Genomic DNA, 21,356 nt, shown 5'->3' with positions numbered 1-21,356 from the left:
TTGCGCTGGCCGAGGTCGCGACCGCCCACCGCGAAGGCGAGCAGGGTCACACCCGCGGAAAGATCGTGCTCCGCGTCGCCGACGACCGAGCCTAGTTCGGAGCCGCGGCGGCGGGCGCGTCAGTACTCCGGCACGCAGGGTCGGCCGCGCCTGCACCGTCCGGACCGCCGCACACGCACCGCATGCCGTTTCGGCCGGCGTCGTGGACGTTTCCGCGCGGCAAACTCCGGTGTCACGCGTCGCGGCACCGGAATGCCGCAGCGGCGAGCGTGAGGGCGCAGAGCGTCCACGCGACCGTGGCGGCGCCGCCACGGGACGGGTCGAGGGCGGCGGTGTCCGGCAGGTACGCGGCGCTGGCGTTCGGTCCGGCCCGCAGCAGCGGGCCCGCGACGAAGTAGAGACCGAGCAGCAGGATCGCGGCGGGCACCGCGCGGCGGACGACGCTGGCGACCGCCGCCGCCAGCAGCGTGGTGAGCGTCAGGTACGCGGTCGCGACGGGTGTCCAGGCGGCCCCATCGGCCGGCAGGGTGCTGGTGGCCGCCGTCGCGGCGGCCACCGGGAGCGTCAGAGCGGCGAGCGCGAGGGCCTTCGCGCCCAGCAGGGGCAGGCGCCGGGGCATCGCGAGCAGGGTGGCCCGGATCTGGTCGCCCTCCTCGTACTCGGACGTGGCCGCCAGCACGCCGAGCACCAGGAAACCGGCCTGGGTGTAGCCGAGCGGGGCCAGGGCGACGTTGTCCCCGAGCGGCTCACCGCGGGACTCGGCGGACGCGTACGCGGACGTCAGCAGAAGGTTGGCGGCCCAGGTCAGCAGCACGGTTCGGCGCAGCGACGGCAGGGTCAGCAGTTTGCGCAGTTCGGCGCGGACGGCGTTCACGCGTCGCGCCGCTGGAACAGGAGGGCGCCGACCGCGAGCAACAAGACGATCCAGGCCGTCATCACCAGCCCTGCGGTCACCGGGGCGACCTCGACGGGGAAGTCCCCGCCGCGGATGAACATCTGCGCTCCGACGATGTCCGGCAGGTAGGAGGCGAGGTCGGTGACCTTTGTCAGCAGGTACGACACGGACACCACGGAGCTGTTGATGATCAGCAGGGTCAGCGGCACGATGCCGTTGCGGGTGATCAACGTGATCGCGTACGCGAGGAGTGCGGTGAGCGTCCAGTAGAGGATCGCGGCGGCGACTCGCGCCGGGGCGGCTGCCGGCGCGTGCTCGCCGTGCAGCACCCGGGTGAGGGCGAGCGTGGCGGTGGTGGTGACCGCTGCCTGTGCCGCGACGACAAGCACCAGCGCGGTGGTCTTCGCCAGGAGCAGACGCAGCCGGTTGGGGACCGCGGCGAGCGTGGTGGTGAGCTGGCGGGCGCCGGGGGAATCCTGACCGGTGGACGTGTACTCGCTGCTCACCACGATGACGCCGAGGACCATCGGACCGATCAGGCCGATACCCAGGTCGCGTAGACCCAGGTCGGACGTGTCGGTGAGGGTGCCGGCGGCGATCGCACGCCGGGTGTACGGCGCGTTGAGCAGCACCACCACCGGCGCCACCAACGTGCCCAGCACCAGGCCGACCCAGGCGGTGGGCAGGCCGAGCAGCTTACGGAGTTCGGCGCGGACCGCGTTCACCACGCGCCACCCGCCTCGGTGGTGGTCAGCGCGAAGAAGGCGTCCTCCAGGGTGGGGTGACCACCGGTGACGTCGGCGAGTCCGCCCTGGATCACGATCTGGCCCCGGTCGATGATGACGACGTCGTCGGCGATCTCGGCCAGTTCGCCCATCAGGTGGCTGGACAGCAGGACCGTGCGGCCCTGTGTGGCGCTGTCACGCAGGAATCCGCGCATCCAGCGGATGCCGGCCGGGTCGAGGCCGTTGACCGGCTCGTCCAGGACCAGCACCTCGGGGTCGCCGAGCAGTGCGGTGGCGAGCCCGAGCCGGCGGCTCATGCCGAGGGAGAACCGGCCGGCGCGCTTGCGCGCGTCGGCGGTCAGGCCCACCAGGTCGAGGACCTCGTCGGCGCGGGAGTCCGGCAGGCCGTTGCTGGCGGCCACCCAGCGCAGGTGGGCGCGGGCCGTGCGGGCCCGGTGCGCGCCGCTGCCGTCGAGCAGCGCGCCGACAGTCGTCAGCGGGCGGGCCAGATTCCGGTACGGGCGCCCGCAGATCAGTGCGGTCCCGCTCTGCGGGCTGTCCAGGCCGAGCAGGATCCGTAGCGTGGACGTCTTGCCGGCTCCGTTCGGCCCGAGGAAGCCGGTGACGCGGCCGGGTCGGGCCTCGAAGGTGACGTCGGACAGGATCCGCGCCCCGCTCCTGGTCTTACTGACGTGATCGATCGTGATCATAAGGCGAGTCAACAGGTGCTTCGGCGCGCACACATCGGACCGTTCTCGCAACCGGGCGGCCGGGTCGGCCCACGGACCGTCAGACCCTGGTCTGAGAACTACAGTCGGGGTGGTGAACGCCCATCCGCGCCCCTCCGGACGGTCCAGGGTCGTGCCGGTGGTCGCCGTGGTGATCAGCGTGCTGGTGATGGCCATGTGCACGGTCGGCACGCAGGGACCACTCGCGGTCGTACTGCCGCCGTTGCTGGTCGGCGGTGCTGTCACGGCCGCGCTGTGGGCGGTGCGGCGGTCCCGCGCCGACCGCGCCGCCTACGAATCGAGGCTGACGGCGTGGGCCGCGTCCGAGGCGGTGCTCGCCGAACGGTTGCACATCGCCCGCGACCTGCACGACATCGTCTCGCACGGCCTGGGTCTGATCACGGTCCGCGCGGCGGCCACCCGGCACCTGCCCAAGCCGGCCGAGGTGGCGGTGGCGCTCACCGATATCGAGGACGCGAGTCGGCACGCGACAGCCGAGCTGCGCCGCATGCTCACCGTCCTGCGTGAACCGTCGGCCGCGAGCAGCCGTGCGCCGATGGACAACCTCGACGACCTCCCCGACATCGTGCACGGCGCGTCGCTGGCCGGGATCCGGGCCGGGTTGACGGTCGAGCCGCTGGGCCCGGTGTCGCAGGGGGCACAGGTCGCCGTCTGCAAGACCGTGCGGGAGGCGCTCAGCAACGCGGCGCGGCACGCCGGCCCGACGGACGTGCGGGTGCGGGTGTACCGGGACGGGACGTACGTGGTGGTCACGGTCGCCGACACCGGTCCGTCGGTCGACGGATGGCGAGCGTCGCCGGGCGCCGGACACGGGCTGGCCGGGCTGCGGGAGCGGGTCGGCAGTCTCGGCGGCACCCTGTCGGCCGAGCGGGTCGACGCGGGTTTCCGCCTCACCGCGCGGATCCGGGACGAGGCGGCGTGAGCGACATCCGGGTGCTGCTGGTGGACGACCAGGCGTTGCTCCGACACAGCCTCGCCATGATCATCAACAACGAGCCGGACCTGACCGTCGTCGGCGAGGCCGGTGACGGTGCCCGGGCCGTGGCGTGCGCCCGTGCCGCCCGCCCCGACGTCGTCCTGATGGACGTCCGGATGCCGCATCTGGACGGCCTGCAGGCCACCCGGCGCATCTGCGCCGACCCGGTGCTGTCCACCGCCCGTGTCCTGGTCCTGAGCATGTTCGAGCTCGACGAGTACGTCTACGAGGCGTTGCAGGCGGGAGCGTCCGGTTTCCTGCTCAAGGACGCCCGCCCCGAAGAGCTGATCGAGGCGATCCGCCGCACCCACCACGGTGAGTCGCTGTTCGCGCCGTCGATCCTCACCCGGCTCGTCGCGCACTACGTCACGTCGCCCCGACCGGAACGGCCCACTGCGGCACTGCGGCGGCTGACCTCCCGTGAGGTGGAGGTGCTGACGCTGATCGGCGGCGGTCTGTCGAACGACGAGATCGCCACCGCCCTGGTCATCTCGGTGAAGACGGTGAAGACGCACATCACGCACCTGATGGCGAAGCTCGCCGTGCGAGATCGGGCCCAGCTCGTGATCGCGGCGTTCGACGCGGGCCTGGTGCGGCCACGCCGCTGAACCCGACAGCGACCCGCGCCGCCCGACCTCGACGGGTTCTGCGTCAGCTATGCCGGCGGTGTGAGGATCAGCTGCCCGAGTTCCTGGGTGCAGCGGGTGAGCGCGACGTAGAGGCCGTTCCAGCCGCGCGGTTCGGCGGCGATGCCCTGCGGGTCGACGAGGAGCGTCGCGTCCCATTCCAAACCCTTGGCCTGCGCCGCGGTGAGCACCGGCACGTCGCTCAGCACGGCCCGGAGTCCGCCGACGCGGTCGGCGGGGGCGATGACGCCGACCGTGCCGCCACGCCACCGTTGCCGAAGCTCTCGCACCGCCTGGGCGGCGGCCCCGGCAAGCTCGGCGGGTGTGGTGGTGAGCTCCCAGGGCGCGATGCCGGAGGAGCGCACCGCCCGTGGTGGCGCGTTGTGGCTGCCAGCTCTCCTCAACACCGGCCCGGTGAGATCCATGACCTCACGCGGGGTCCGGTAGCAGATGGTCAGCTCGGCGGCGGTCCAACGGTCTCCGAAAACAGCCCGCACCGCGTCTGCCCAACTGCTGTGTCGGTGCGCCGCCTCCGCCTGGTCGATGTCACCGACCGCGGTGATGGACCGACTGGGACAGCGCCGTACGACCATCTGCCACTGCATCTCGGACAGCTCCTGCGCCTCGTCGACGCAGACATGGCCGTACACCCAGCCGCGCTGTCGGCGAGCGCGGTCGGCGACGAACTCGCCCTGAGGTTGCGGGGCTTCGACCTCACCCAGCAGGTCGGCGAGGGCGTCGAGCAGGGCGATGTCGCTCGATGCCCACGGGGCGGGCTCGGCCGCGACGGCGGCGATCTCCTCCCGGGACAGCTCCGGGGCGAACCGGGCCAGCAGGGTACGGTCGGTCAGGAGAGCACCCAGCAGGGTCTCGACGTCGAGGGTGGGCCACCACGCCTCGACGAACCGGGCGATGCTGGCGCTTCCGGCGATCCGAGAACGAAGATCCTCCACCTCCTCCTCGGAGAGCACGCCGTCGACGTCACTGCCGCTGGCGGCCCTGCCGAGGTGGTGCTCGCGCGTCAGGTCCCGGTCGACGCGGGCGAGGATGTCCTCGAAGCCCTCTTCCATCTCGTTCATCAGCGTCTCGCGCTGTTCGACGACGGCGTCGGCGAGGAGGTGGTGCAGCTGCTCGGCGAAGACCGCGCGGGCGCGATGATACGGCCGGCCCTGCACCGCCGAGGCGAGCGCCTGCGCCACCGTCGCGGCGGCGATGCCGTAGAACTCGCCCTCCCAGCGCAGCCTCAGCTCCCGGGGCCGGGGGAGCAGCGACGTGACGTAGTTTTCCAGCGCGGTTTGCCAGAGGGCCCGGCCCTTGATCTCGGCGAGCTGCCGGCTCTCGTCGCGGCCCACCCCGATCCCCGGCAGCAGGGTGTCGCAGGTCGCCGAGACGACGGCGGTCTCGCCGAGCGCGGGCAGCACCTGGGCGATGTACTGGAGGAACCGCGGCGAGGGGCCGAGGACCAGGACCGCCTGGTCGGCGATCGTCCGGCGGGCGAACAGCAGGTACGCGACGCGGTGCAGGGCGACCACGGTCTTGCCGGTGCCGGGGCCACCCTGCACGATGAGCGGGCCGGTCGCCTCGGCCCGGATGATGTCGTCCTGCTCGCGTTGCAACGTGGCGATCGCCGTCGACATGTGGCCGGTGCGTCGCTGGTCGAGGGCGGCCAGGAGAGCGCCCTCACCGACGAGTTCCGCCGACAGGGTCCCGTCCAGTGGCTCGTCGTCGACCCCGACGACTGTCGATCCGGTCGTACGGATGTGCCGGCGCCGTGCCTGGCCCTGCGGGTCGACGGCCGTCGCGGTGTAGAACGGCCGAGCCGCGGCGGCACGCCAGTCCATGAGCAGGGGCTCACTGTCCTCACCGTCGTCGCGCAGACCGATGCGGCCGACGTGTCGCACGGTGCCGTCGAGGCCGTCGAGGCGGCCGAAGACCAGCCCGTCCTGTGCCCGCCGTAGCTCTTCGTACTGCTGGCGGAGCATGCGCTGCCGGGCCTGTTCCACCGGGTCCAGGGCGTCGGTGGAAAGCTCCACCCGGAGGTGGTCGGCCAACCTGTCGCGCCGGGCCGTGGCCAGGTCGAGAAACGCCTGTTCCTCGGCGACCGCGGATCGGCGGGCGACGTCCTCCGCGCCGGCGGGTGCCCCCTCGCTGACGCCAGCGGTGCCGTTGTGCAGAGCAGAATCCTGGCGCATTCGCAATCCCCGTGCTGCTGGTCCCCGTGCCGCGGATGAGCCGCAGCCTGTTCCGGGGCGAGCATAGAGTTCTTTCTCCTCGTCGCCCAGGAATCCCGTCGCCAGAGACGGGAATCTCAACTTCTTGCGAATCCGGTCCGCCGGTGGCCTCGTTCAATCCGTATTCGCTCATTGACAGTTCGGCCATTACCTGATCTGAACGCGGACACCCCGATTGGCCCGCGGTGACCGGGGGCACCTGCCGGTCGATCGAGGTGACTAACATCCCCGGAGTGATCGAAGAGCTGATCGAGAAGGCCGCCGTCGACGACGAGGAGGCCATCGAGGAGCTGTCCGCGATCGCCGACACGGACCCGGGGAGGCTGACTCCGTACCTCGGCAACCTGCTCGATCGGGACGTGCTGTGGCCGGCGAAACTGTACCGAGCTGCCGAGGTCGACCTGGTCCGCCGGATCATCGAGCGGATCGACGACGGCCGGACACCGGACGACCTCAATGGCCTGCTCGTCATCCTGGCGCACACCACTCACCCGCTGGCCGAGAGCGCCCTACGTCGCTGGACGACGCAACCGCCGGCCGGCGCGGAGGAACTGCACGTCAGTGCACTGGGCTACGCCGAAGAGGGCGGTTGGACGATCGGCCCGGACGGCAGCCGCCGGGATCTGTGCGGCGGCATCGCGTACCAGTGGGTCATGCGCGAGACGCCGCGGCGCGTCGACGGGCCCACCTGTCCGTGGTGCGCGTCGCCGCTGTGGACCGCCGCGGACCTCGACACCGCGGACCCGGCCGTCCGCGCCGCGCTGGCCCACACGGGCTGGTCCGGCCGGCTGATCATCGAAACCTGCCATTTCTGCTCCGGCTACGCGACGCTGTACAGCCAGGTCACGCCGGCCGGCGCCACCACGTGGTGGCCAGGCAACACCCGCCCGAGCTACATCGGGTCCACCGAGCCGGAGGACCCGCCGACGCTGGCGCCGGTCCTGGGCCCGGCCCGGCAGAGCCCCTACCAGGCCAGTGCGTGGGATCGGGGCGGTTCGACGCTGGGCGGCCGGCCCGAGTGGATCCAGGACGCCGAGCACGCCGCCTGCCCCGGTTGCGGCCAGCCGATGGACTACGTGGGCCTGGTCGGCGGCGCGGACCTGGACGAATACGGCGAGGGTGCCTACTACCTGCACCTGCACCAACCGTGCGGGTTCGCTGCCGTGAACTACCAGCAGAGCTGACACCGTGCGCTGACCGACGCGAACGGGTGACCGTCGCCCGCACGGGCCCGGCGTTGCGATAGTCTCCAGGCGCCCACACCCGGGTCGAGCAATCCGCGTCCGTCGGCTGTCGCTGGTCGAGAGGGCGCCCCAGATCCAGGGAGAAACCGATGCCGGAGCCTGAGCCCGCTCACGACGACCACGAGGCGGATGCCGAAACCACGGCCGAGGCCGAGGCTGACCAGCCCGCCGAGCCCGCGAATCGGGCTGCCCGACGCGCGAAGGGCAAGGTCGCCTCACCCCAACCGCACGGGAAGGGTCAGCACTTCGGCGGCCGGGGTGGCTCCGTCCAGGGCCCGCGGCAGTGGGGTAACCGGCGTAGCGGCTGATCCGTTCGTGACGCGACAGTTGCCAGCTGGGCGGATCATCGCCGAGCACATCAGATGCCGAAGACGTAGCAGCCGCGAAGGATGCTGACGTCGTCGTCCGACTCGGGCCAGGCGATCAACGGCTGACCCTGGACGTGCAGGTCGGTGGGCCATCCCGTCCACACCGGGTCGATGCTCAGCTCGGCCGCGACCTGCGGCGCCCCGCATTCGGTGACGAAGTCCCACAGAACGTCGGTGTCGAGCTGTTCCGGTGGCCCGCTGAGACCGAGGCGGGCCAGGGCGCGCTGTTCGACAGGCAGGGGCTCACCCGTCGACGTCTCCGGCTTGTTGCTGCTGTAGCGGCGGACGATCTGCCCGCGGGAGCCGACCAGCCACGCGTCGCCGTCGCCCTGGCTGCCGTAGAAGTAGGCCTGCGCGTCGCCGTGGCGGGAACTCAGCTCTCGGACCCACCCCTCAACCTGAGGTTCGTCGTCGGGATCGCAACTCGGGCCGTAGACCACTGTCCACCCGTTGAGCAGCGGTGAGATGAGGACGTGCCGCCACGTACGCGAATCGTCGGGCCCGCCGTGGCCGAGGTGGGCGACGAGCGTCTCGCCCAATTCGTACGTGGTGGGCGCGGACCGGGCCAACCCGAGCACCCGCATGATGTCCTGCTGGTCGCCGCCGCGGACGGCCAACCACGCGTTGAAGCAACCATCAATCGAGCACGGCCGATCAGTGGGGCGTTTGATCTCGATGAGCCGCCGCAGCACGGCCAGGTCGGCGGGGTCGAGCGCCCGCTCGCCGCCGAGGTGCAGCAGAGCGAGCAGCGCGGCCCGCCGAGCCCGTGCGGGGCCGTCGCGGCGGATCGCGCGCAGCTCCGGCAGCAGGGAGGCGTCCAGGTCGCCGAAGCCCCTGTCCGCCGCGTCGATAACCAGGTCCGCGAGATTCACGTCGGCAACGTTAACCCCGGGGTGTGACGGGCCGCCTCGTCCGTCGGTGTCGAATGCGCCGACCGTGTTGCCCGGCCGATCTCCTCGTCGCGGGCCCGCTGCTCGCGGGCGTGGAGTTGCCGGTAGTGGTCGAGGAGGTGGGGCTGCCCGCTGTGCTCGGCGGCGGCGATGGCGGCGTCAAGCACGCCGTCCATCCAGAGCCTGGACACGCCGCGCATCTGCCGGGCACCCTCGTCCAGGAGGCGCTGGGCGAGTTCGGGGTTCGGTGCCAACGGGACGAGAAGGAAGTGCTCCTTGACGAAGTAGCGCCACAGCCCCGCGTCCTTCCAGAAGGGGTCGGCCGGCATGGCGTCGCCGCAGTCACGCAGCGCCTGCCGCGCCTCGGCGAAGTGGCCCGCCGTGCGGTGCAGCCGGATCAGGGTGAGCAGGGCGCCGGCCTTGCCGGAGCCGGCTTCGCAGACGGCGACCGCCTCGGTCTGTACGTCGATCGCCTCGTCCAGGAAGCCCAGGTGGGCCAGGCCGAATTGCAGGCTGTTCAGCATCTGCTCGGTGCGGAGCTGGGTGGCAGCCCACTGCAGCAGGAAACGGCGCGCTGCCTCGCGGTCACCCAGCAGTGCCGCGTGGTCGGCCCAGTCGCGCGGGTTTTCCTCGTCCGGGTGGTCCGGAAACCGGGTGCGCTGCGCCGCCAACCAGTCGTCGACGGCCTTGTCGGTGAAGTGTGGCGTGCCGTCGTGGTTGCGGGCGGCAGTTATCTCGTGCGCGATCCGGTCGCGGTCGGGGTGGGCGCTGGCCCGCACGGCGGCGACGGTGGCGGCGACTCCCGCGGTGAGCAGGTGGTGGGTGCGATAGCCCAGGGCGGTGTCGAAGGTGACCTGTTTCGCCTGCCAGTGCAACCACACGTCCTCGGGTTGGCGGTGTTCGGCGACGAGCAACCCGGCCAGTTCCAGGCCCCGCCCCAGCCCGATGGGCGCCGTCTCGCGGTAGCGCCGGGTCTCCTGGTCGAGGAGGAACCGCAGCAGTGGCAGGTCGTCCGGACGCCTGTCGTACTGCGCTGCCCACAGGACACCGAATCGGGCGGCGCGGTTGCGGTCGACGAGCTGGCCATCGCCGGTGGGCTCCGGCACGAAGGCGAGTCGTGCCCACGTCGACGTGCTGCGGCGGGCCGCGGCCAGGTCTCGTCGGGGAGTCCGCAACAGTCGGTCTCGGTCATCCGGCACCTGCCCAGTCTGTCGCTCCCGGCCCACCAGGGCCAGCGGGGGAGCCCGGTCGTCGGCAAGCAGCGGATGTCAACGATCGAACGCACGGTATCGTCTCGATCGCTGATCGTGTCACCATCTGTGGACAGGCGTGGAGCGCTGACCCCTGGGAGGTTCGATTGGCAGAAACCCGGCGGATCGACGAGTTGCAGAACAACGCCCGTTCCCTGCTCCTCTTCCGGGCCATCGCGGTGGCGCACAGTTACACGCAACGCGCCCAGACGGCCAGTCTGCTGATGTCCCTTGTCGTCGCGAGCCTCGGCGTGGTGGCCAAGGTGGCGCAACCCGCGCTGCAGCCCGCCGCCTCGGTCGTCGGTGCGCTCTGGGCCGGCGTCTACGCCGTCGTCCTGGCCCCCCAGATCGGTCGACACCTGCGCACCAGCGCGACATTGCAGGAGATGCTGGACACCGATCTGTTCGGTTTGCCGTGGAACGCGGTCCTGGTCGGTGAGCGACTGTCCGAGGACGAGCTGAGCCGCCTCAGCCGGCGCTACCGCGGCGACGACGCGCGGCTGCGGGACTACTACCTGGTCGCGACAGTCGTCGCCCCGTACGACGTGCTCTTCTGTCTGGAGCAGAACCTGGCGTGGGGTTCGCGGGTCCGGCGACGCTTCGCCGCCGGCCTGCTCGGTGTCGTCGCGGTTTGGTGCGCGGGGGGCGTCGCCGTGGGCCTGCTGACCGAGAGTACGGTCGCGAGCCTGGTCAGCGTGTGGTTCGTACCATCGTTGGGTCTGCTGTTGGCCTGCTCCGACATGGCCCGCGCGCAGATCCTGACCACTCAGGACCGCATCCGGGTGCTCGGTCTGGTGCGCGCGCGGATGGAGGAGTCGTCTCGCGCGACCGCCGATGACCAGGCGTTCGCGGTGTTCGCCCGGCAGGTGCAGGATGTGCTGTTCGTCGCCCGTCGGCAGCAGCCGCGGATGCCACAGTGGTTCTTCCGCCTCTTCCACGACGACGATCTGGCCGACTTCCGCTACAAGATGCAGGTGCTCGAGCAGCGGGTGGGCGTCAACTCCTAGCGTGAGTCAGCGCTCGCGGGCCTGTGCGTCTCTCGCTGGGGTGACCCGGGTGCCCGCCGATGGGAGGTCCGGGACGTCGCCGCCCAGGACGGCCTGCTGTTCGTTGCCGGCGGTGGTGGCTTCCTGACCCTCGCCCTCGGTGCGTCGGCGGACGAGGATCGGTGAGCCGGCAGCTCACGCAGGTGTCTGGACGGCGACGTCACGGAGACCGGTCACGCCATCTCGACTCGGTCGGCGGTCTCGGTGCGCTACCCGCCTACCTCGGTCAGTAGGGGTACCCGGGCACGTTGAGTCGCACACTGTAGAGGCTGGAGTCGCCCCGTGGGCCCGAGGTGATGTAGAGGGTCTGCCGGTCGGCACCACCGAAGGCCACGTTCGTCGTGCCGGTGTTGCCCGGCCGGATCGTGCCGAGCTGGGTGCCGGTGGGGGAGTAGACGTGGACCAGGGAATCGAAGCCCGACGTCCAGTACACGTTGCCGGCGCAGTCGATCGTCCCGCCGTCCGGACCGCCGATGTAGTTCACGAAGACACTGCGGGAGCCGATGCTGCCGTCGGGCTGGACCGCGTACTTGTAGATCTTGTTCTCGCCGTAGGCGCCCACGTACAGGGCGCTCCCGTCGGGTGAGAGCGAGATGCCGTTGGGCTGGCGCAGTCGGTCGTCCACAAGTGACACCTGACCGCCCGAGACGCGGAAGACGCTGGTACGTCCGTTCATCTGGTCCGGGCGGTTGCCGCGCTGGAAGTTGGGGTCGGTGAAGTAGACGACGCCGTCGGAGCGGACCGCGACGTCGTTGGGCGAGTTGAACGCGCGACCCTGGTAGTTCGTCGCGACGGTGCTGCGGGCCCGGTCGCCCAGTCGGTACGCGGACACGCTGCGCTGGTCGTGGGTGGCCGCGACGATCTGCTGGCCGTCGGCGCTGAGGGCCAGGCCGTTGCTGCCGGCGTTGGCGATGAACGTGTCGAAGGTCGCCGGTGGGGTGAACCGGCGGATCGTGGAAGGCTGGACGTTGTACGGGCCGGTGCCGGGGGCCATGTCGGACATCAGCAGGTAGCCGCCGTCGGCGACCCAGACCGGCCCTTCGAGGAACGAGAACCCGCCCTGGATCCTCGTGGCCGACAGGGAGCTGGCGGGCAGCGGTGGGCCGTATCCGACCCCCGCCGGGCAGACCCCGGGTGGTGCCCCGGGCGGACCGGCGAGCGTGGAGTGAGCGCTAACATGAGCGGTGTCGACGGCTGTCGAGGGTGCCGCGGCGGCACCGGTGGCGAACGGTGCGGCGGTGGCCGCGAGGCACAGCCCGGCCAGTGCGGCAATTGTTGGACGCCAGGTCATCGAATACTCCAATCGACGTCGGCCGTTGCGAGGCCGGCGGTAGGAGGTCGCGGCGGCCGGCACGGAGCGGGTGCGGTCCGTCGATCTGTCACCAGGCAGCCTAGGTGACGAACGAGGGAGTCGCATCGGGTTCGTGCCGGTTGATTCGCCCGAGATTACAAAGACGCTGGTCAATGGGTAAAGCTTTCGTAAAATGTTCTTCCTGTCGTACCCGCGGTCCAGATCGTTTGAACCGCCCCGGACCGTGGGTACGCTCCCACCCGCTGATCCCCCGATCGACGGAGACCTATCGTGATCATGGCTTTGCTGCTCGACCTCGCCAACATCGTCGGCGGCTTCCTGCTCGCCGTCGCGGTGCTGCGGCTGCTGCCCCGGGTCGGCGACGACCTGGGTCGCCTCGCCGGTCGGGTCGCCCCGATCGCGTGGGTGGTCGGCCTCGTGGCACTGGTGACCGGCGGCTACTACCTCATCGTGCACCTGGTGTCCGGGCCGCGGGTGTTCCACTTCGAGGTGGTGGGGGTCGGCGTCGGGGTCGCCCTGTTGTGGGACCGGCTGACCGGGCGGCCGGCGCCACGCGACGCGCAGACGACCGGAGCGACCGGGGTCCGCCTGTTGCTCGCGATCTTCGGGCTCATCGCGATCGTCGTCGGCATCCAGGGCCTGTTCACCCCGGACGGCTGACCCTGGCGGTGCCAGTCCGGTCGGCGGCCTGGGTCTGCTGTCTCTGTCGGCACCGCCGTCGGTGGGATCAGCTGGCGTCGTCGGGCGTGGCCTCTCCGGTGGCCGGCCGCTGGGAGGGCCGGCGGAACGCCTCCTCCCGTGCCGCCTGCGGGCCCCGATCGCTCGACCGCGCCGCGGGCTGCGACGGCATCCGGGGCGACTCGCCGCTCTCGGTGACCAGGCGCTCGGTCTCCTGCACCAGATAGTGCGGTCGGCGCTTGGTCTCGTAGTAGATCCGGCCGATGTACTCCCCGATCACACCCAGGATGGTCATCTGGATGCCGCCGAGCCCGATCACGCTGACGATGATGGTGGTGTAACCGGGGACGTCGATGCCCTTCTCGATGGCGTCCGCGACCACCCAGGCCATGTAGACAAGTGCGATGAGGGTGAGGAACATGCCGCCGTAGATCGCCAGACGCAGCGGTCGGTTGTTGAACGACAGCAGGCCGTCGAACGCGTAGTTGAACAGCTTGCCGAACGTCCACCTGCTCCGCCCCGTCTGCCGGGCCTCGTTGCGGTGGGCCACCACCACCGTGCGGAAGCCGATCCAGGAGAACAGCCCCTTGGAGAACCTGTTGTATTCCGGCATCGCCAGGATGGCGTCCACCGCGAGGCGGGACAGCAGCCGGAAGTCACCCGCCCCGTCCTGCAGGCGTACGTCGATCCACCAGTTGATCATCCGGTAGAAGGACCGCGAGGCGACCATGCGTACGAACCGGTCACCGCGCCGGTCCCGGCGGGCGATCACCTGGTCGAAGCCCTGCCGGTACAGCGCCACCATCTCGGGCAGCAGCCGTGGCGGGTGTTGCAGGTCGGCGTCCATGATGACGACCGCGTCGCCGGTGGCCCGTTGCAGGCCGGCGAGCATCGCCGCCTCCTTGCCGAAGTTGCGGCTCAGCGACGTGTAGCAGACCGCCGGGTCGGCGGCGGCGAGCCGGCGCAGCGCCTCGAGGGTGCCGTCCTCGCTGCCGTCGTCGACGTACACCACCTCGACATCCAGGTCCGACAGGTCGGCGAGAGTGGCCGTGACGGTCTCGTGCAACCGCTCCACCGACGATTCCTCGTTGAAGCAGGGCACCACGATGGACAACCGCATCCTGCTCACCCCGCCCCACCCGGACCCGGGCATCCACCGGCGGCGTCCGCGCCGCGTGCCCGCTCAGAGGCGGTAGAGCAGCGTGCCATCGAGATCCTCCCGGGTGATGCCCAGCCCGTCGATGGGCCGGGCCGCGATGCCATCCCACGGCGTCCCCGCGGTGCGGTCCGGCAGGGCGACCACCGACCGCACGCCGATCCCCCGCAGGTACGCCACGCTGCCCTGGTCGGGGAACGATGCTACCGCCGCCCGGGTCTGTGCCTGGCTGACCGGCTCGAACCCGGCCAGCCCGTTGGTCACCCGGGGGAACCCGTCGGTCGTCCACAACATGTACGTCAGATCGCCCACACCCCCGGCGGGCAGCACCAGGATCGGGTCCTGTGCGGCCCCCATCGCGGCCGGGGGCGGGGTCACGGTCGGGTGGGGTGTGCGGTTGACGCCCTCCAGGGTCACCAGGGTCAGCGGCACCAGCAGGACCAGCGGCATGAGGACCCGCGTCCAGCGGCGGGCCGAGGCCTGGCCCGACGACTCGGCCAGCGCCGTCACCGCTCCGGCGGCCAGCAGCGCCAGCAACAGGCTGGTCCAGTGCATCATCCGGCCCGGCGTGCGCAGCGCGTCCCAGCCCGGCAGGAGCGTGGACAGCGTCAGATAGCCCGGGTCGCCGTCGCTACCTAGGGTCGAGCCAAGGCCCAGCAGCACCGTGCCGAGCACGCCGAGGCCCAGCGCGATCCGGTGCCGGCCCGCGTACACCGAGACGAACAGGCCCGCCGCGGCCAGAGCGATCACCGTCAGCCCCGGCAGCAGCGCCATCTCCGGTGGCCAGGACAACTGCTCGCGTGCGGCGGCGTGCCGTTCACCCCACAACCACGAGTCCGCTGGTGCGGTCACGAACCCGATCAGCGGAGGGGAGAACATCCTGGTCCACTCCAGCCCCCGCTCGGCCTGCGGATTGATGTCGACAACGCGCAGGTAGACCAGGCCCAGCAGCAGCGTCACGGCACCGAACACGGCCCCACCGGCCAGATCGGTGAGCAGCAACCGCCGACCGAACGGCGGGCGTTCCCGCTTGCGCCACCAGGACCACCCGAAGCAGCCCGCCGCCACCAGCACCGCGGCCAGCAGGAAATACACCAGTGGCAGCCCGATGCCGAAACCCAGCGTGACCTGCCAGGCGGCGACGAGCCACCCAGCCATCGCCCAGCCGGGCCGCCGTCGCTCCGGCCGGTAACCGTGACGCAGCGACCAGCCATGACCACGGGCCAGCATCGCCAGGGACAGCGCGATCCCCCCGCTGGACAGGATGTTGAGATGACCGGCGTGGGCCAACCGCCAGGGCGCGAACGCCCACGCGATCCCGGCGACCGCGCCGCCCCACCGGTTCGCACCGAGCTGCCGCGCCAGCACGTACGCCCCGAAGGCCGCCAGCGCGTGCAGCAGCACGTACAGCACGTTGTATCGGATCAGGGCGGCCTCGAAGCCGGAACCGATCATCCCGACCGGGGCGTACCCGAGCAGGGTGTCGCTGTAGGCGTACGTGTACTTCTCGGGGAAGAACGTGTTCGAGTCCCAGAGGCCGGCCGGATCGCTCAGGAGAGCATGCCCGGACCAGGCGACCTGCCACGCCTGCAACGTCGGGTCGCCGATGTCGTTGGGGATGGTGCTCGCCGGATGCCGCATCGTCGGCCAGGTCAGCAGCACCGACAGCAGGAGGCTGCCGAGTGCGGCCAGGATCCATTCGGGGCGGGCCCAGCGCCACCGATCCCATCCGGTCGGCGTCCGGTCGTCGGACGTCTGGTCGGGGATCGCGTTCTCGGCGGTCGGTGCGGCGCCGGTGGACCGGGTATTCACGGGATAGATCCTCTCCGATGCTGGGGACCTTGTCCATCAGCTGTCCACGGCGTGGCTGCGCGCGGTGACGTGTGTAGGGCGGTCTCATTTAACCCTGTCGGGCGGCGTCGGTGGGCGAGGCACGTCCCACGTCCGCAGCCCCTTCGGTGTCGCGGTGCCGACGTCGATGAGCTGGCGGGAGACGCGCGGCGCGGTGACGCGGGGATCAGTCGTTGAACACCAGGACCCAGTCGGCGACACAGGCCGGCTTGGTCTCGCCCTCGATCTCCACCCGCACCTGCACCACCACCCGGGCTCCGGCGGCCATCCGGCGGGCCTCCAGGAGGGTCGCGACGCCGCGCACCCGTGCGTCGACCGGGACCGGTGCGCGCATGCGCACCTTGTTCAACCCGGCGTTGATGACCAGGCGGACGCCGTCGACCTGCACCAACTCGGACAGGAAGGTGGCGCAGAGCGAGAGCGTGAGCATGCCGTGCGCGATGGTGGTGCCGAACGGACTCTCCGCCGCCGCCCGCGTCTGGTCGACGTGGATCCACTGGTGGTCGCCTGTCGCGTCGGCGAACGCGTTGATCCGGGCCTGGTCGACGAGGTGCCATCCGGTGGTGCCGAGCGGCTGGCCGGTGCGCTCCAGCAGGGCGTCGATGGTGTCGTATCGGCTCACCGGGTCCACCTTTCCGGCGCCGAGGGCCGATCCGCAACCCCACGTGCCGATACCGGCGGCGGATCACCGACCGCGGGGCCGGTGCCCGGCTGGTCGCGACGACCGGCGCGACGTCTCGGGCGCCGAGCTGCCTATCCCTGCCAGGATGTGGTTGCGCCACGGCGAGGTCGCAATACTTCGAGTCATGAACGCGAGAGGACAGCTCGGCGACTTTCTCCAGGCCCGACGCTCCCAGCTCAGGCCGGAGGACGCGGGCGTGGTGACGTACGGCGACCGGCGTCGCGTGCAGGGGTTGCGCCGGGAGGAACTGGCCCTGCTGGCCGGAGTGAGCGCTTCGTACTATTCGCGGTTGGAGCAGGGGCAGGCCGTCAACGCCTCCCCCGAGGTCCTTGAGGCCCTCGCCCGGGCACTACAGCTCGACGAGGCCGAACGTCGCCACCTGAAGGAGCTCGCCGCCGGGACCCGCCGTCGGCCCTCGGTCCGGCGTCCGCCGCCGGAGCGGGTGAGCCCGGCGGTACGCCAGCTCGTCGCGACACTCGGTGACGTACCCGTGGTGGTGCTCGGTCGTCGTGCCGACGTGCTGGCCTGGAACGTCGGGGGTCATGCCCTGTTCGCCGGTCACCTGGCCGACACGCTCCCCGAGCGGTCCGGCCAGGGCCCGAACATGGCCCGGCTGGTGTTCCTGGACTCGCACACCCGCGACCTGTACGTGGACTGGCCCGCCAAGGCCCGCGCGGTGGTGGCGACGCTGCGGATGGTCTCCGGGCAGCATCCGAACGACCCGTCGCTGGCCGCGCTGGTGGGGGAGCTGACGGTACGGAGCCCGGAGTTCGGTGCCATGTGGGCCGACCACCGGGTCAAGGCCGGCGGCGGCAGCGTCTACGAGATGCGCCACCCGCTGGTCGGCACGATGGCCGTGACCCAGCAGGCTCTGCAGACCGAGGACGGTCAGACGGTCGTCGTCGCCACCACCGAACCCGGCTCGGCGTCGCACGCCGCGATGACGTTGCTCCTGCACGGCGTCGTCACCTCCCGCGCCGGCACTCGGCAGTCGCCGGCCATGCGCGAATAGCGCCTTTTCCCATCGGCTCGAAACGAGGTGCTCCGCAAGGAGCGCCGGACCCTTCGCGCCCGTATCAGCCGAATTCCATCGGCCCTCTGAAAGGAACAGAAATGCGCAGGAGAATGATGACTCTCGCCGTGGCACTCGCGGCGGTCGGGGTCGGCGTCGTGACGGTCCCCCCGTTGGGCGTCGCCCAGGCCGGGATCGCACGGGCCACCGTCGTCGGACCGGCCGGGTCGTCGGCCGCGCCGCTACCCGCGCGGATCGCGGTCCACTTCGATCTGGCGAACGGGCAGATGCCGGAGAACATCGCGCTGGCCCCGGACGGCACCGCGTACGTCACCTTCGCGGCCGCCCGTCAGGTTGCCGCCGTCACCCCGTCCGGCGCGACGCGGATCCTGGCGACCATGCCCGCACCGGCCGACGGCGGCGTCAACACGCCGGTGCTGAAGTTCGCGCTGACCACCGGCATCGTCCGGATGGCCGACGGCACCCTCTACTTCCTCTACGCCAGCGGCGACGCCGCCACCACCGGCCTGTACCGGCTGCGCCCCGGTAAGGCCCCGCAGCGCATCGCCGCCCTGCCGGCCGCCGGACTGCCCAACGGACTGGCGTTCGACGCGGTAGCGAGCCGGTTCTACCTCACCGACTCGGTGCTCGGCACGATCTCGACAGTCCCCCTGCGGGGCGGCCGCGCCGAGGTCTGGTCCTCGGCACCCGAACTCGCCTCGACCGGCTTCCTCGGCGCCAACGGCATCAAGGTGCGCCCCGACGCGATCTGGGCGAGCAACCTCGACCAGGGAACGTTGCTGCGCGTCCCGCTGCGGCACGGCCGTCCCGGAGGTGTCCGGGTGGTGGCGACCGGCCTCGTCGGCATCGACGACTTCACCTTCGTCGGCACCGGCGACCACCAGGTCGTCGCCGCCCTCAACGGGCCGAACACGCTGGTGGGCATCGACGCCGCCGGCCGTTCGCGAACGCTGCTGGGCGCCGCCGACGGGCTGCAGAACCCGACCTCGGTGGCCGTGCGTGGCCGCACCCTCTACGTGCTCAGTGCCGCGTACACCACCGGCGCCGACCCCAACCTGGCGCTGGCGACCCTGCCGCGCCGCTGACCCGTCACCCTCCAGGAGATCCCCTTGCTCGAGATCAAGATCGGTGACGTCAGTGTCACCCGCGTCGAGGAGACGCACGGCCCGATCATGCCGACCGGTGCCTTCTTTCCCACCATCCCGACCGATGCCTGGCGTACGGGCCGGGAGCTGCTGACCCCGGACCACCTCGGCGTGGACGACGACCTCGTGCACGTCGCCATGCAGAGCTGGCTGCTGCGCAGTGCGGGCCGCACCATCCTCGTCGACACCGGCGTCGGCAACGACAAGAACCGGCCCGCCGTCGAACCCTGGCACCAGCAGCGGGTGGACTACCTGGGCCGGCTCGCCGAGGCGGGAGTCCGGCCCGAGGATGTCGACCTGGTGGTCAACACCCACCTGCACGTCGATCACGTCGGCTGGAACACCCGCCTCGTCGACGGTCAGTGGCTGCCGACGTTCCCGAACGCCACCTACCTGATGCCCGCCGTCGACTTCCGGCACTGGAACCCCGCGAACAACCCCGGCATCGCCGGCAGCGTCAACGAGAACGCGTACGACGACAGCATCGCCCCCGTCCACGCCAACGGTCAGGTCCAGCTGTGGGAGGACGCGTACCTGATCGACGAGAATCTGCGCCTGGAAGCCGCGCCGGGGCACACACCCGGCCATGCCGTGATCACGTTGCACTCGGCCGGCGAGCGGGCGCTGTTCGCCGGCGACATCCTGCACACTCCGCTGCAGTTGCACCACCACGACCACAGCAGCTGCTTCTGCGAGGACCCGACGCAGGCCGCGCTGACCCGACGACGCCTGCTCGACTGGGCGGCCGACACCAACGCACTGGTGTTGCCGGCGCACTTCAGCGGTCACTCCGCCCTCGAGATCGAACGGCGTGGTGGGTCGTACACCGTCAAGCAGTGGGGTCAGTTCCCCCGTTACTGAACGCCCGGGTTGCCCGCCGCCGTCGCACGACGGCGGCGGGCGCTTCGTGCGCCAAGGGCTTCCCGTCATCGGGTCGGGTTGGTGGTCGCGGGGCGCCAGGCCAGCCAGCCACGGCAGAGTACGTAGGCCGTCGCGACGACGGCGACCAGCCCGAGGTCGATGAGGGCCGACAGGCGTGCCTCGGAGACGTCTCCGATCGTCATGCCGAACACGACGAGGGCGGTCTTGCCGGCGAGCAGGATCTCCCAGACGCCCGCCGACCGGCGTGGCCGGAACGCGAGCAGGGCGAAGAGCGCGGCGAAGATGGCGAAGCTGGAGACTCGCCAGCCCTCGATGAACAGGCGGTCGTCGGGAGCGTCGAGGGTCAGCAGGATGCCGTTGACGAACGCCACGACGGTGGCGAGCGCGGCGACGGCCGCGAACCCGCGACCGATGCGGTCGGCCAGCGGGGCGGGGGCGGTGGTGTGGATGCGGGAAACGGTCGCGGTGGTCATGAGAACTCCATCTCTGCGCTGCGGAATTGAACTTACAGCCGTTAACTTACCCGCTTACCTAACGCATGTAAAGTGAAGGGCGATGGCGAGGGGAAGTCGTCGGCCATACGCTGGCACCGGTAGAAGGACGTGGAGCTGCGCACCTCATCGGGCGGAGCGACCCGCTCCGTCGCGACTCTCAGGGCTGGGCAGTGCATGCGCGTCATTCCGGGTAGGACTCCGAAGTACATGGTCATCCGCGACGACCTGATCAGGCGGATCGGCAGTGGTGAGTTCGCTCCCGGCGACGCCCTGCCCGGCCAGCGGCACCTGAGCGAGGAGTACGGCGTCAGCCTCATGACGTTGCGGCAGGCTCTGGACGAGCTCTGCGGTCGGGGAGTGGTGGAGCAGCTTCCCGGCAAGGGCACCTACGTGCGGGCGACGCCGGTCCCGTACTCGATGGGCAACCTGCGCAGCCTCGCCGACGACCTGCGGGCGCACGGCATCGAGGTGCTGACCCGGGTGCTCGGCCGCGAGATCGTCGCGGTATCGGACGAGATCGCCGCGCGGTTGGGGGTTCCCGCGGGCGACAAGGTGCTCCGGCTGGAGCGGGTCCGGGTCGTCCGGGGCGCGCCGCTGATCCACCAGCTGTCCTATGTGCCGCAGCCCTTCGGTGACCTGGTCAAGGGCGTCGACTTCGCGAGGCACGAGCTGTACGCCGTGCTCGCCGAACGGGCCGGCGCGGTGGCCGTGCAGGCCGAGGAGACGATCTCGCCGGTGCTCATGCCCGAGCGCATCGGCGCCCTGCTCGGCCTGCCGGCCGGCGAGCCGGCGATGCGCAGCGAGCGGATCACCCGCGACGCCGACCGGCGCGCCCTGGTTGTCGACGTCGCCATCCTCGCCGGCAACAGTGTCGTGATCATGAATATTCGCGAGGCCAGCGGCCAGCAGGTCAGCTACGCGGTCGGCGCCCCGCCGGCCTGACGTCACCCGCGGCGGTACGCCCCCGGCGGGGTGCGCCGAAACTGTTCTAGAACTATCTCGCCACAGGTCTAGAACTCCACCCGGGTGCCCTGTTATAAAGACGGTGTCGTTCTAGAACTGTTAGGGGATGTGTCGTGGACCAGCTCTTACGCTCCACCCGCCCGGGCGCCCAGGCCGACCC

General features: G+C 71.0%; 21 protein-coding genes. 10 read left to right on the top strand and 11 right to left on the bottom strand.

Annotated elements, in window-relative coordinates:
- Positions 1-232: 232 nt before the first annotated feature.
- Genes AB0B57_RS35390 through AB0B57_RS35380 form a run of 3 tightly spaced genes read right to left on the bottom strand, consistent with a single transcriptional unit; the run spans position 233 to position 2,330 of the window.
- On the bottom strand, positions 233-874 hold the full coding sequence (locus AB0B57_RS35390) for a hypothetical protein (RefSeq protein ID WP_357080350.1): 642 nt from the start codon (positions 872-874) through the stop codon (positions 233-235).
- Positions 871-1,620, bottom strand: a complete 750-nt coding sequence (locus AB0B57_RS35385) for a hypothetical protein (RefSeq protein WP_357080347.1) — start codon at positions 1,618-1,620, stop codon at positions 871-873. The genes AB0B57_RS35390 and AB0B57_RS35385 overlap by 4 nt, the downstream gene beginning before the upstream one ends.
- Positions 1,617-2,330, bottom strand: coding sequence for an ATP-binding cassette domain-containing protein (locus AB0B57_RS35380; RefSeq protein ID WP_357080344.1), 714 nt, complete (start codon positions 2,328-2,330; stop codon positions 1,617-1,619). Before AB0B57_RS35380 ends, AB0B57_RS35385 begins: the two co-directional genes overlap by 4 nt.
- Positions 2,331-2,442: 112 nt before the next feature.
- On the opposite strand from AB0B57_RS35380, the gene AB0B57_RS35375 reads away from it, so the two are divergent.
- The gene (locus AB0B57_RS35375) at positions 2,443-3,291 is read left to right on the top strand and encodes a histidine kinase (protein WP_357080341.1); all 849 of its coding nucleotides are present in this window, start codon (positions 2,443-2,445) and stop codon (positions 3,289-3,291) included.
- A complete protein-coding gene (locus AB0B57_RS35370) occupies positions 3,288-3,953 on the top strand; it encodes a response regulator transcription factor (protein ID WP_357080338.1) in 666 nt (221 codons plus the stop codon). Before AB0B57_RS35375 ends, AB0B57_RS35370 begins: the two co-directional genes overlap by 4 nt.
- Before the next feature lie 47 nt (positions 3,954-4,000).
- Here the strand turns inward: AB0B57_RS35370 and AB0B57_RS35365 are convergent, their stop codons facing one another.
- Positions 4,001-6,163: a UvrD-helicase domain-containing protein gene (locus AB0B57_RS35365; RefSeq protein WP_357080335.1), complete on the bottom strand. Its 2,163-nt coding sequence runs from the start codon at positions 6,161-6,163 to the stop codon at positions 4,001-4,003.
- Between the two features lie 272 nt (positions 6,164-6,435).
- On the opposite strand from AB0B57_RS35365, the gene AB0B57_RS35360 reads away from it, so the two are divergent.
- Complete coding sequence (locus AB0B57_RS35360) at positions 6,436-7,386, top strand: hypothetical protein (protein ID WP_357080332.1); 951 nt, start codon at positions 6,436-6,438, stop codon at positions 7,384-7,386.
- Positions 7,387-7,535: 149 nt separating this feature from the next.
- Complete coding sequence (locus tag AB0B57_RS35355; RefSeq protein WP_357080329.1) at positions 7,536-7,754, top strand: hypothetical protein; 219 nt, start codon at positions 7,536-7,538, stop codon at positions 7,752-7,754.
- Positions 7,755-7,804: 50 nt separating this feature from the next.
- On the opposite strand, the gene AB0B57_RS35350 is transcribed toward AB0B57_RS35355, so the two are convergent.
- Together AB0B57_RS35350 and AB0B57_RS35345 are read right to left on the bottom strand one after the other, a co-directional pair.
- Positions 7,805-8,686 (bottom strand): hypothetical protein, encoded by an 882-nt coding sequence (locus AB0B57_RS35350; protein WP_357080326.1) that lies wholly within the window; start codon positions 8,684-8,686, stop codon positions 7,805-7,807.
- Positions 8,683-9,903 (bottom strand): hypothetical protein, encoded by a 1,221-nt coding sequence (locus tag AB0B57_RS35345; RefSeq protein ID WP_357080323.1) that lies wholly within the window; start codon positions 9,901-9,903, stop codon positions 8,683-8,685. Before AB0B57_RS35345 ends, AB0B57_RS35350 begins: the two co-directional genes overlap by 4 nt.
- 158 nt (positions 9,904-10,061) lie before the next feature.
- Here AB0B57_RS35345 and AB0B57_RS35340 point away from each other — a divergent pair, with 158 nt between their 5' ends.
- On the top strand, positions 10,062-10,961 hold the full coding sequence (locus tag AB0B57_RS35340) for an S-4TM family putative pore-forming effector (RefSeq protein WP_357080320.1): 900 nt from the start codon (positions 10,062-10,064) through the stop codon (positions 10,959-10,961).
- Positions 10,962-11,226: 265 nt separating this feature from the next.
- Here AB0B57_RS35340 and AB0B57_RS35335 read toward each other — a convergent pair whose 3' ends face one another.
- Positions 11,227-12,291, bottom strand: a complete 1,065-nt coding sequence (locus tag AB0B57_RS35335; protein ID WP_357080316.1) for an SMP-30/gluconolactonase/LRE family protein — start codon at positions 12,289-12,291, stop codon at positions 11,227-11,229.
- Positions 12,292-12,588: 297 nt separating this feature from the next.
- On the opposite strand from AB0B57_RS35335, the gene AB0B57_RS35330 reads away from it, so the two are divergent.
- The gene (locus tag AB0B57_RS35330; protein WP_357080362.1) at positions 12,589-12,972 is read left to right on the top strand and encodes a hypothetical protein; all 384 of its coding nucleotides are present in this window, start codon (positions 12,589-12,591) and stop codon (positions 12,970-12,972) included.
- A gap of 67 nt (positions 12,973-13,039) precedes the next feature.
- Here AB0B57_RS35330 and AB0B57_RS35325 read toward each other — a convergent pair whose 3' ends face one another.
- From AB0B57_RS35325 to AB0B57_RS35315, 3 genes are all read right to left on the bottom strand, one after another.
- A complete protein-coding gene (locus AB0B57_RS35325) occupies positions 13,040-14,119 on the bottom strand; it encodes a glycosyltransferase family 2 protein (protein WP_357080313.1) in 1,080 nt (359 codons plus the stop codon).
- A 54-nt stretch (positions 14,120-14,173) separates the two neighbouring features.
- The gene (locus AB0B57_RS35320) at positions 14,174-15,913 is read right to left on the bottom strand and encodes a hypothetical protein (RefSeq protein WP_357080359.1); all 1,740 of its coding nucleotides are present in this window, start codon (positions 15,911-15,913) and stop codon (positions 14,174-14,176) included.
- 250 nt (positions 15,914-16,163) lie between these two features.
- Positions 16,164-16,619 (bottom strand): MaoC family dehydratase, encoded by a 456-nt coding sequence (locus tag AB0B57_RS35315; RefSeq protein ID WP_357080310.1) that lies wholly within the window; start codon positions 16,617-16,619, stop codon positions 16,164-16,166.
- A 184-nt stretch (positions 16,620-16,803) separates the two neighbouring features.
- On the opposite strand from AB0B57_RS35315, the gene AB0B57_RS35310 reads away from it, so the two are divergent.
- The 3 genes from AB0B57_RS35310 (at position 16,804) to AB0B57_RS35300 (ending at position 19,718) form a co-directional block, all read left to right on the top strand.
- Complete coding sequence (locus tag AB0B57_RS35310) at positions 16,804-17,691, top strand: helix-turn-helix transcriptional regulator (protein ID WP_357080307.1); 888 nt, start codon at positions 16,804-16,806, stop codon at positions 17,689-17,691.
- 101 nt (positions 17,692-17,792) lie between these two features.
- Complete coding sequence (locus AB0B57_RS35305) at positions 17,793-18,797, top strand: hypothetical protein (RefSeq protein WP_357080304.1); 1,005 nt, start codon at positions 17,793-17,795, stop codon at positions 18,795-18,797.
- Between the two features lie 24 nt (positions 18,798-18,821).
- Positions 18,822-19,718, top strand: coding sequence for an MBL fold metallo-hydrolase (locus AB0B57_RS35300; RefSeq protein WP_357080301.1), 897 nt, complete (start codon positions 18,822-18,824; stop codon positions 19,716-19,718).
- 65 nt (positions 19,719-19,783) lie between these two features.
- Here AB0B57_RS35300 and AB0B57_RS35295 read toward each other — a convergent pair whose 3' ends face one another.
- Positions 19,784-20,212, bottom strand: coding sequence for a hypothetical protein (locus AB0B57_RS35295; protein WP_357080298.1), 429 nt, complete (start codon positions 20,210-20,212; stop codon positions 19,784-19,786).
- Between the two features lie 195 nt (positions 20,213-20,407).
- On the opposite strand from AB0B57_RS35295, the gene AB0B57_RS35290 reads away from it, so the two are divergent.
- Entirely contained in the window at positions 20,408-21,175 is a 768-nt protein-coding gene (locus AB0B57_RS35290; protein ID WP_357080295.1) for a GntR family transcriptional regulator, read from the top strand.
- Positions 21,176-21,356: the final 181 nt, after the last annotated feature.

Origin of the sequence: Micromonospora sp. NPDC049101 (assembly GCF_040648675.1) — a bacterium.
In the GTDB taxonomy this organism is placed as follows: domain Bacteria; phylum Actinomycetota; class Actinomycetes; order Mycobacteriales; family Micromonosporaceae; genus Micromonospora.
This window is presented reverse-complemented; position numbering and strand designations above follow the sequence as displayed.

Coding starts and splice junctions, on each gene's coding strand:
- AB0B57_RS35305 (WP_357080304.1), top strand. CDS start 17,793: ATGCGCAGGAGAATGATGACTCTCGCCGTGGCACTCGCGGCGGTCGGG.
- AB0B57_RS35295 (WP_357080298.1), bottom strand. CDS start 20,212: ATGACCACCGCGACCGTTTCCCGCATCCACACCACCGCCCCCGCCCCG.
- AB0B57_RS35380 (WP_357080344.1), bottom strand. CDS start 2,330: ATGATCACGATCGATCACGTCAGTAAGACCAGGAGCGGGGCGCGGATC.
- AB0B57_RS35365 (WP_357080335.1), bottom strand. CDS start 6,163: ATGCGCCAGGATTCTGCTCTGCACAACGGCACCGCTGGCGTCAGCGAG.
- AB0B57_RS35355 (WP_357080329.1), top strand. CDS start 7,536: ATGCCGGAGCCTGAGCCCGCTCACGACGACCACGAGGCGGATGCCGAA.
- AB0B57_RS35330 (WP_357080362.1), top strand. CDS start 12,589: ATGGCTTTGCTGCTCGACCTCGCCAACATCGTCGGCGGCTTCCTGCTC.
- AB0B57_RS35335 (WP_357080316.1), bottom strand. CDS start 12,291: ATGACCTGGCGTCCAACAATTGCCGCACTGGCCGGGCTGTGCCTCGCG.
- AB0B57_RS35290 (WP_357080295.1), top strand. CDS start 20,408: ATGCGCGTCATTCCGGGTAGGACTCCGAAGTACATGGTCATCCGCGAC.
- AB0B57_RS35310 (WP_357080307.1), top strand. CDS start 16,804: ATGAACGCGAGAGGACAGCTCGGCGACTTTCTCCAGGCCCGACGCTCC.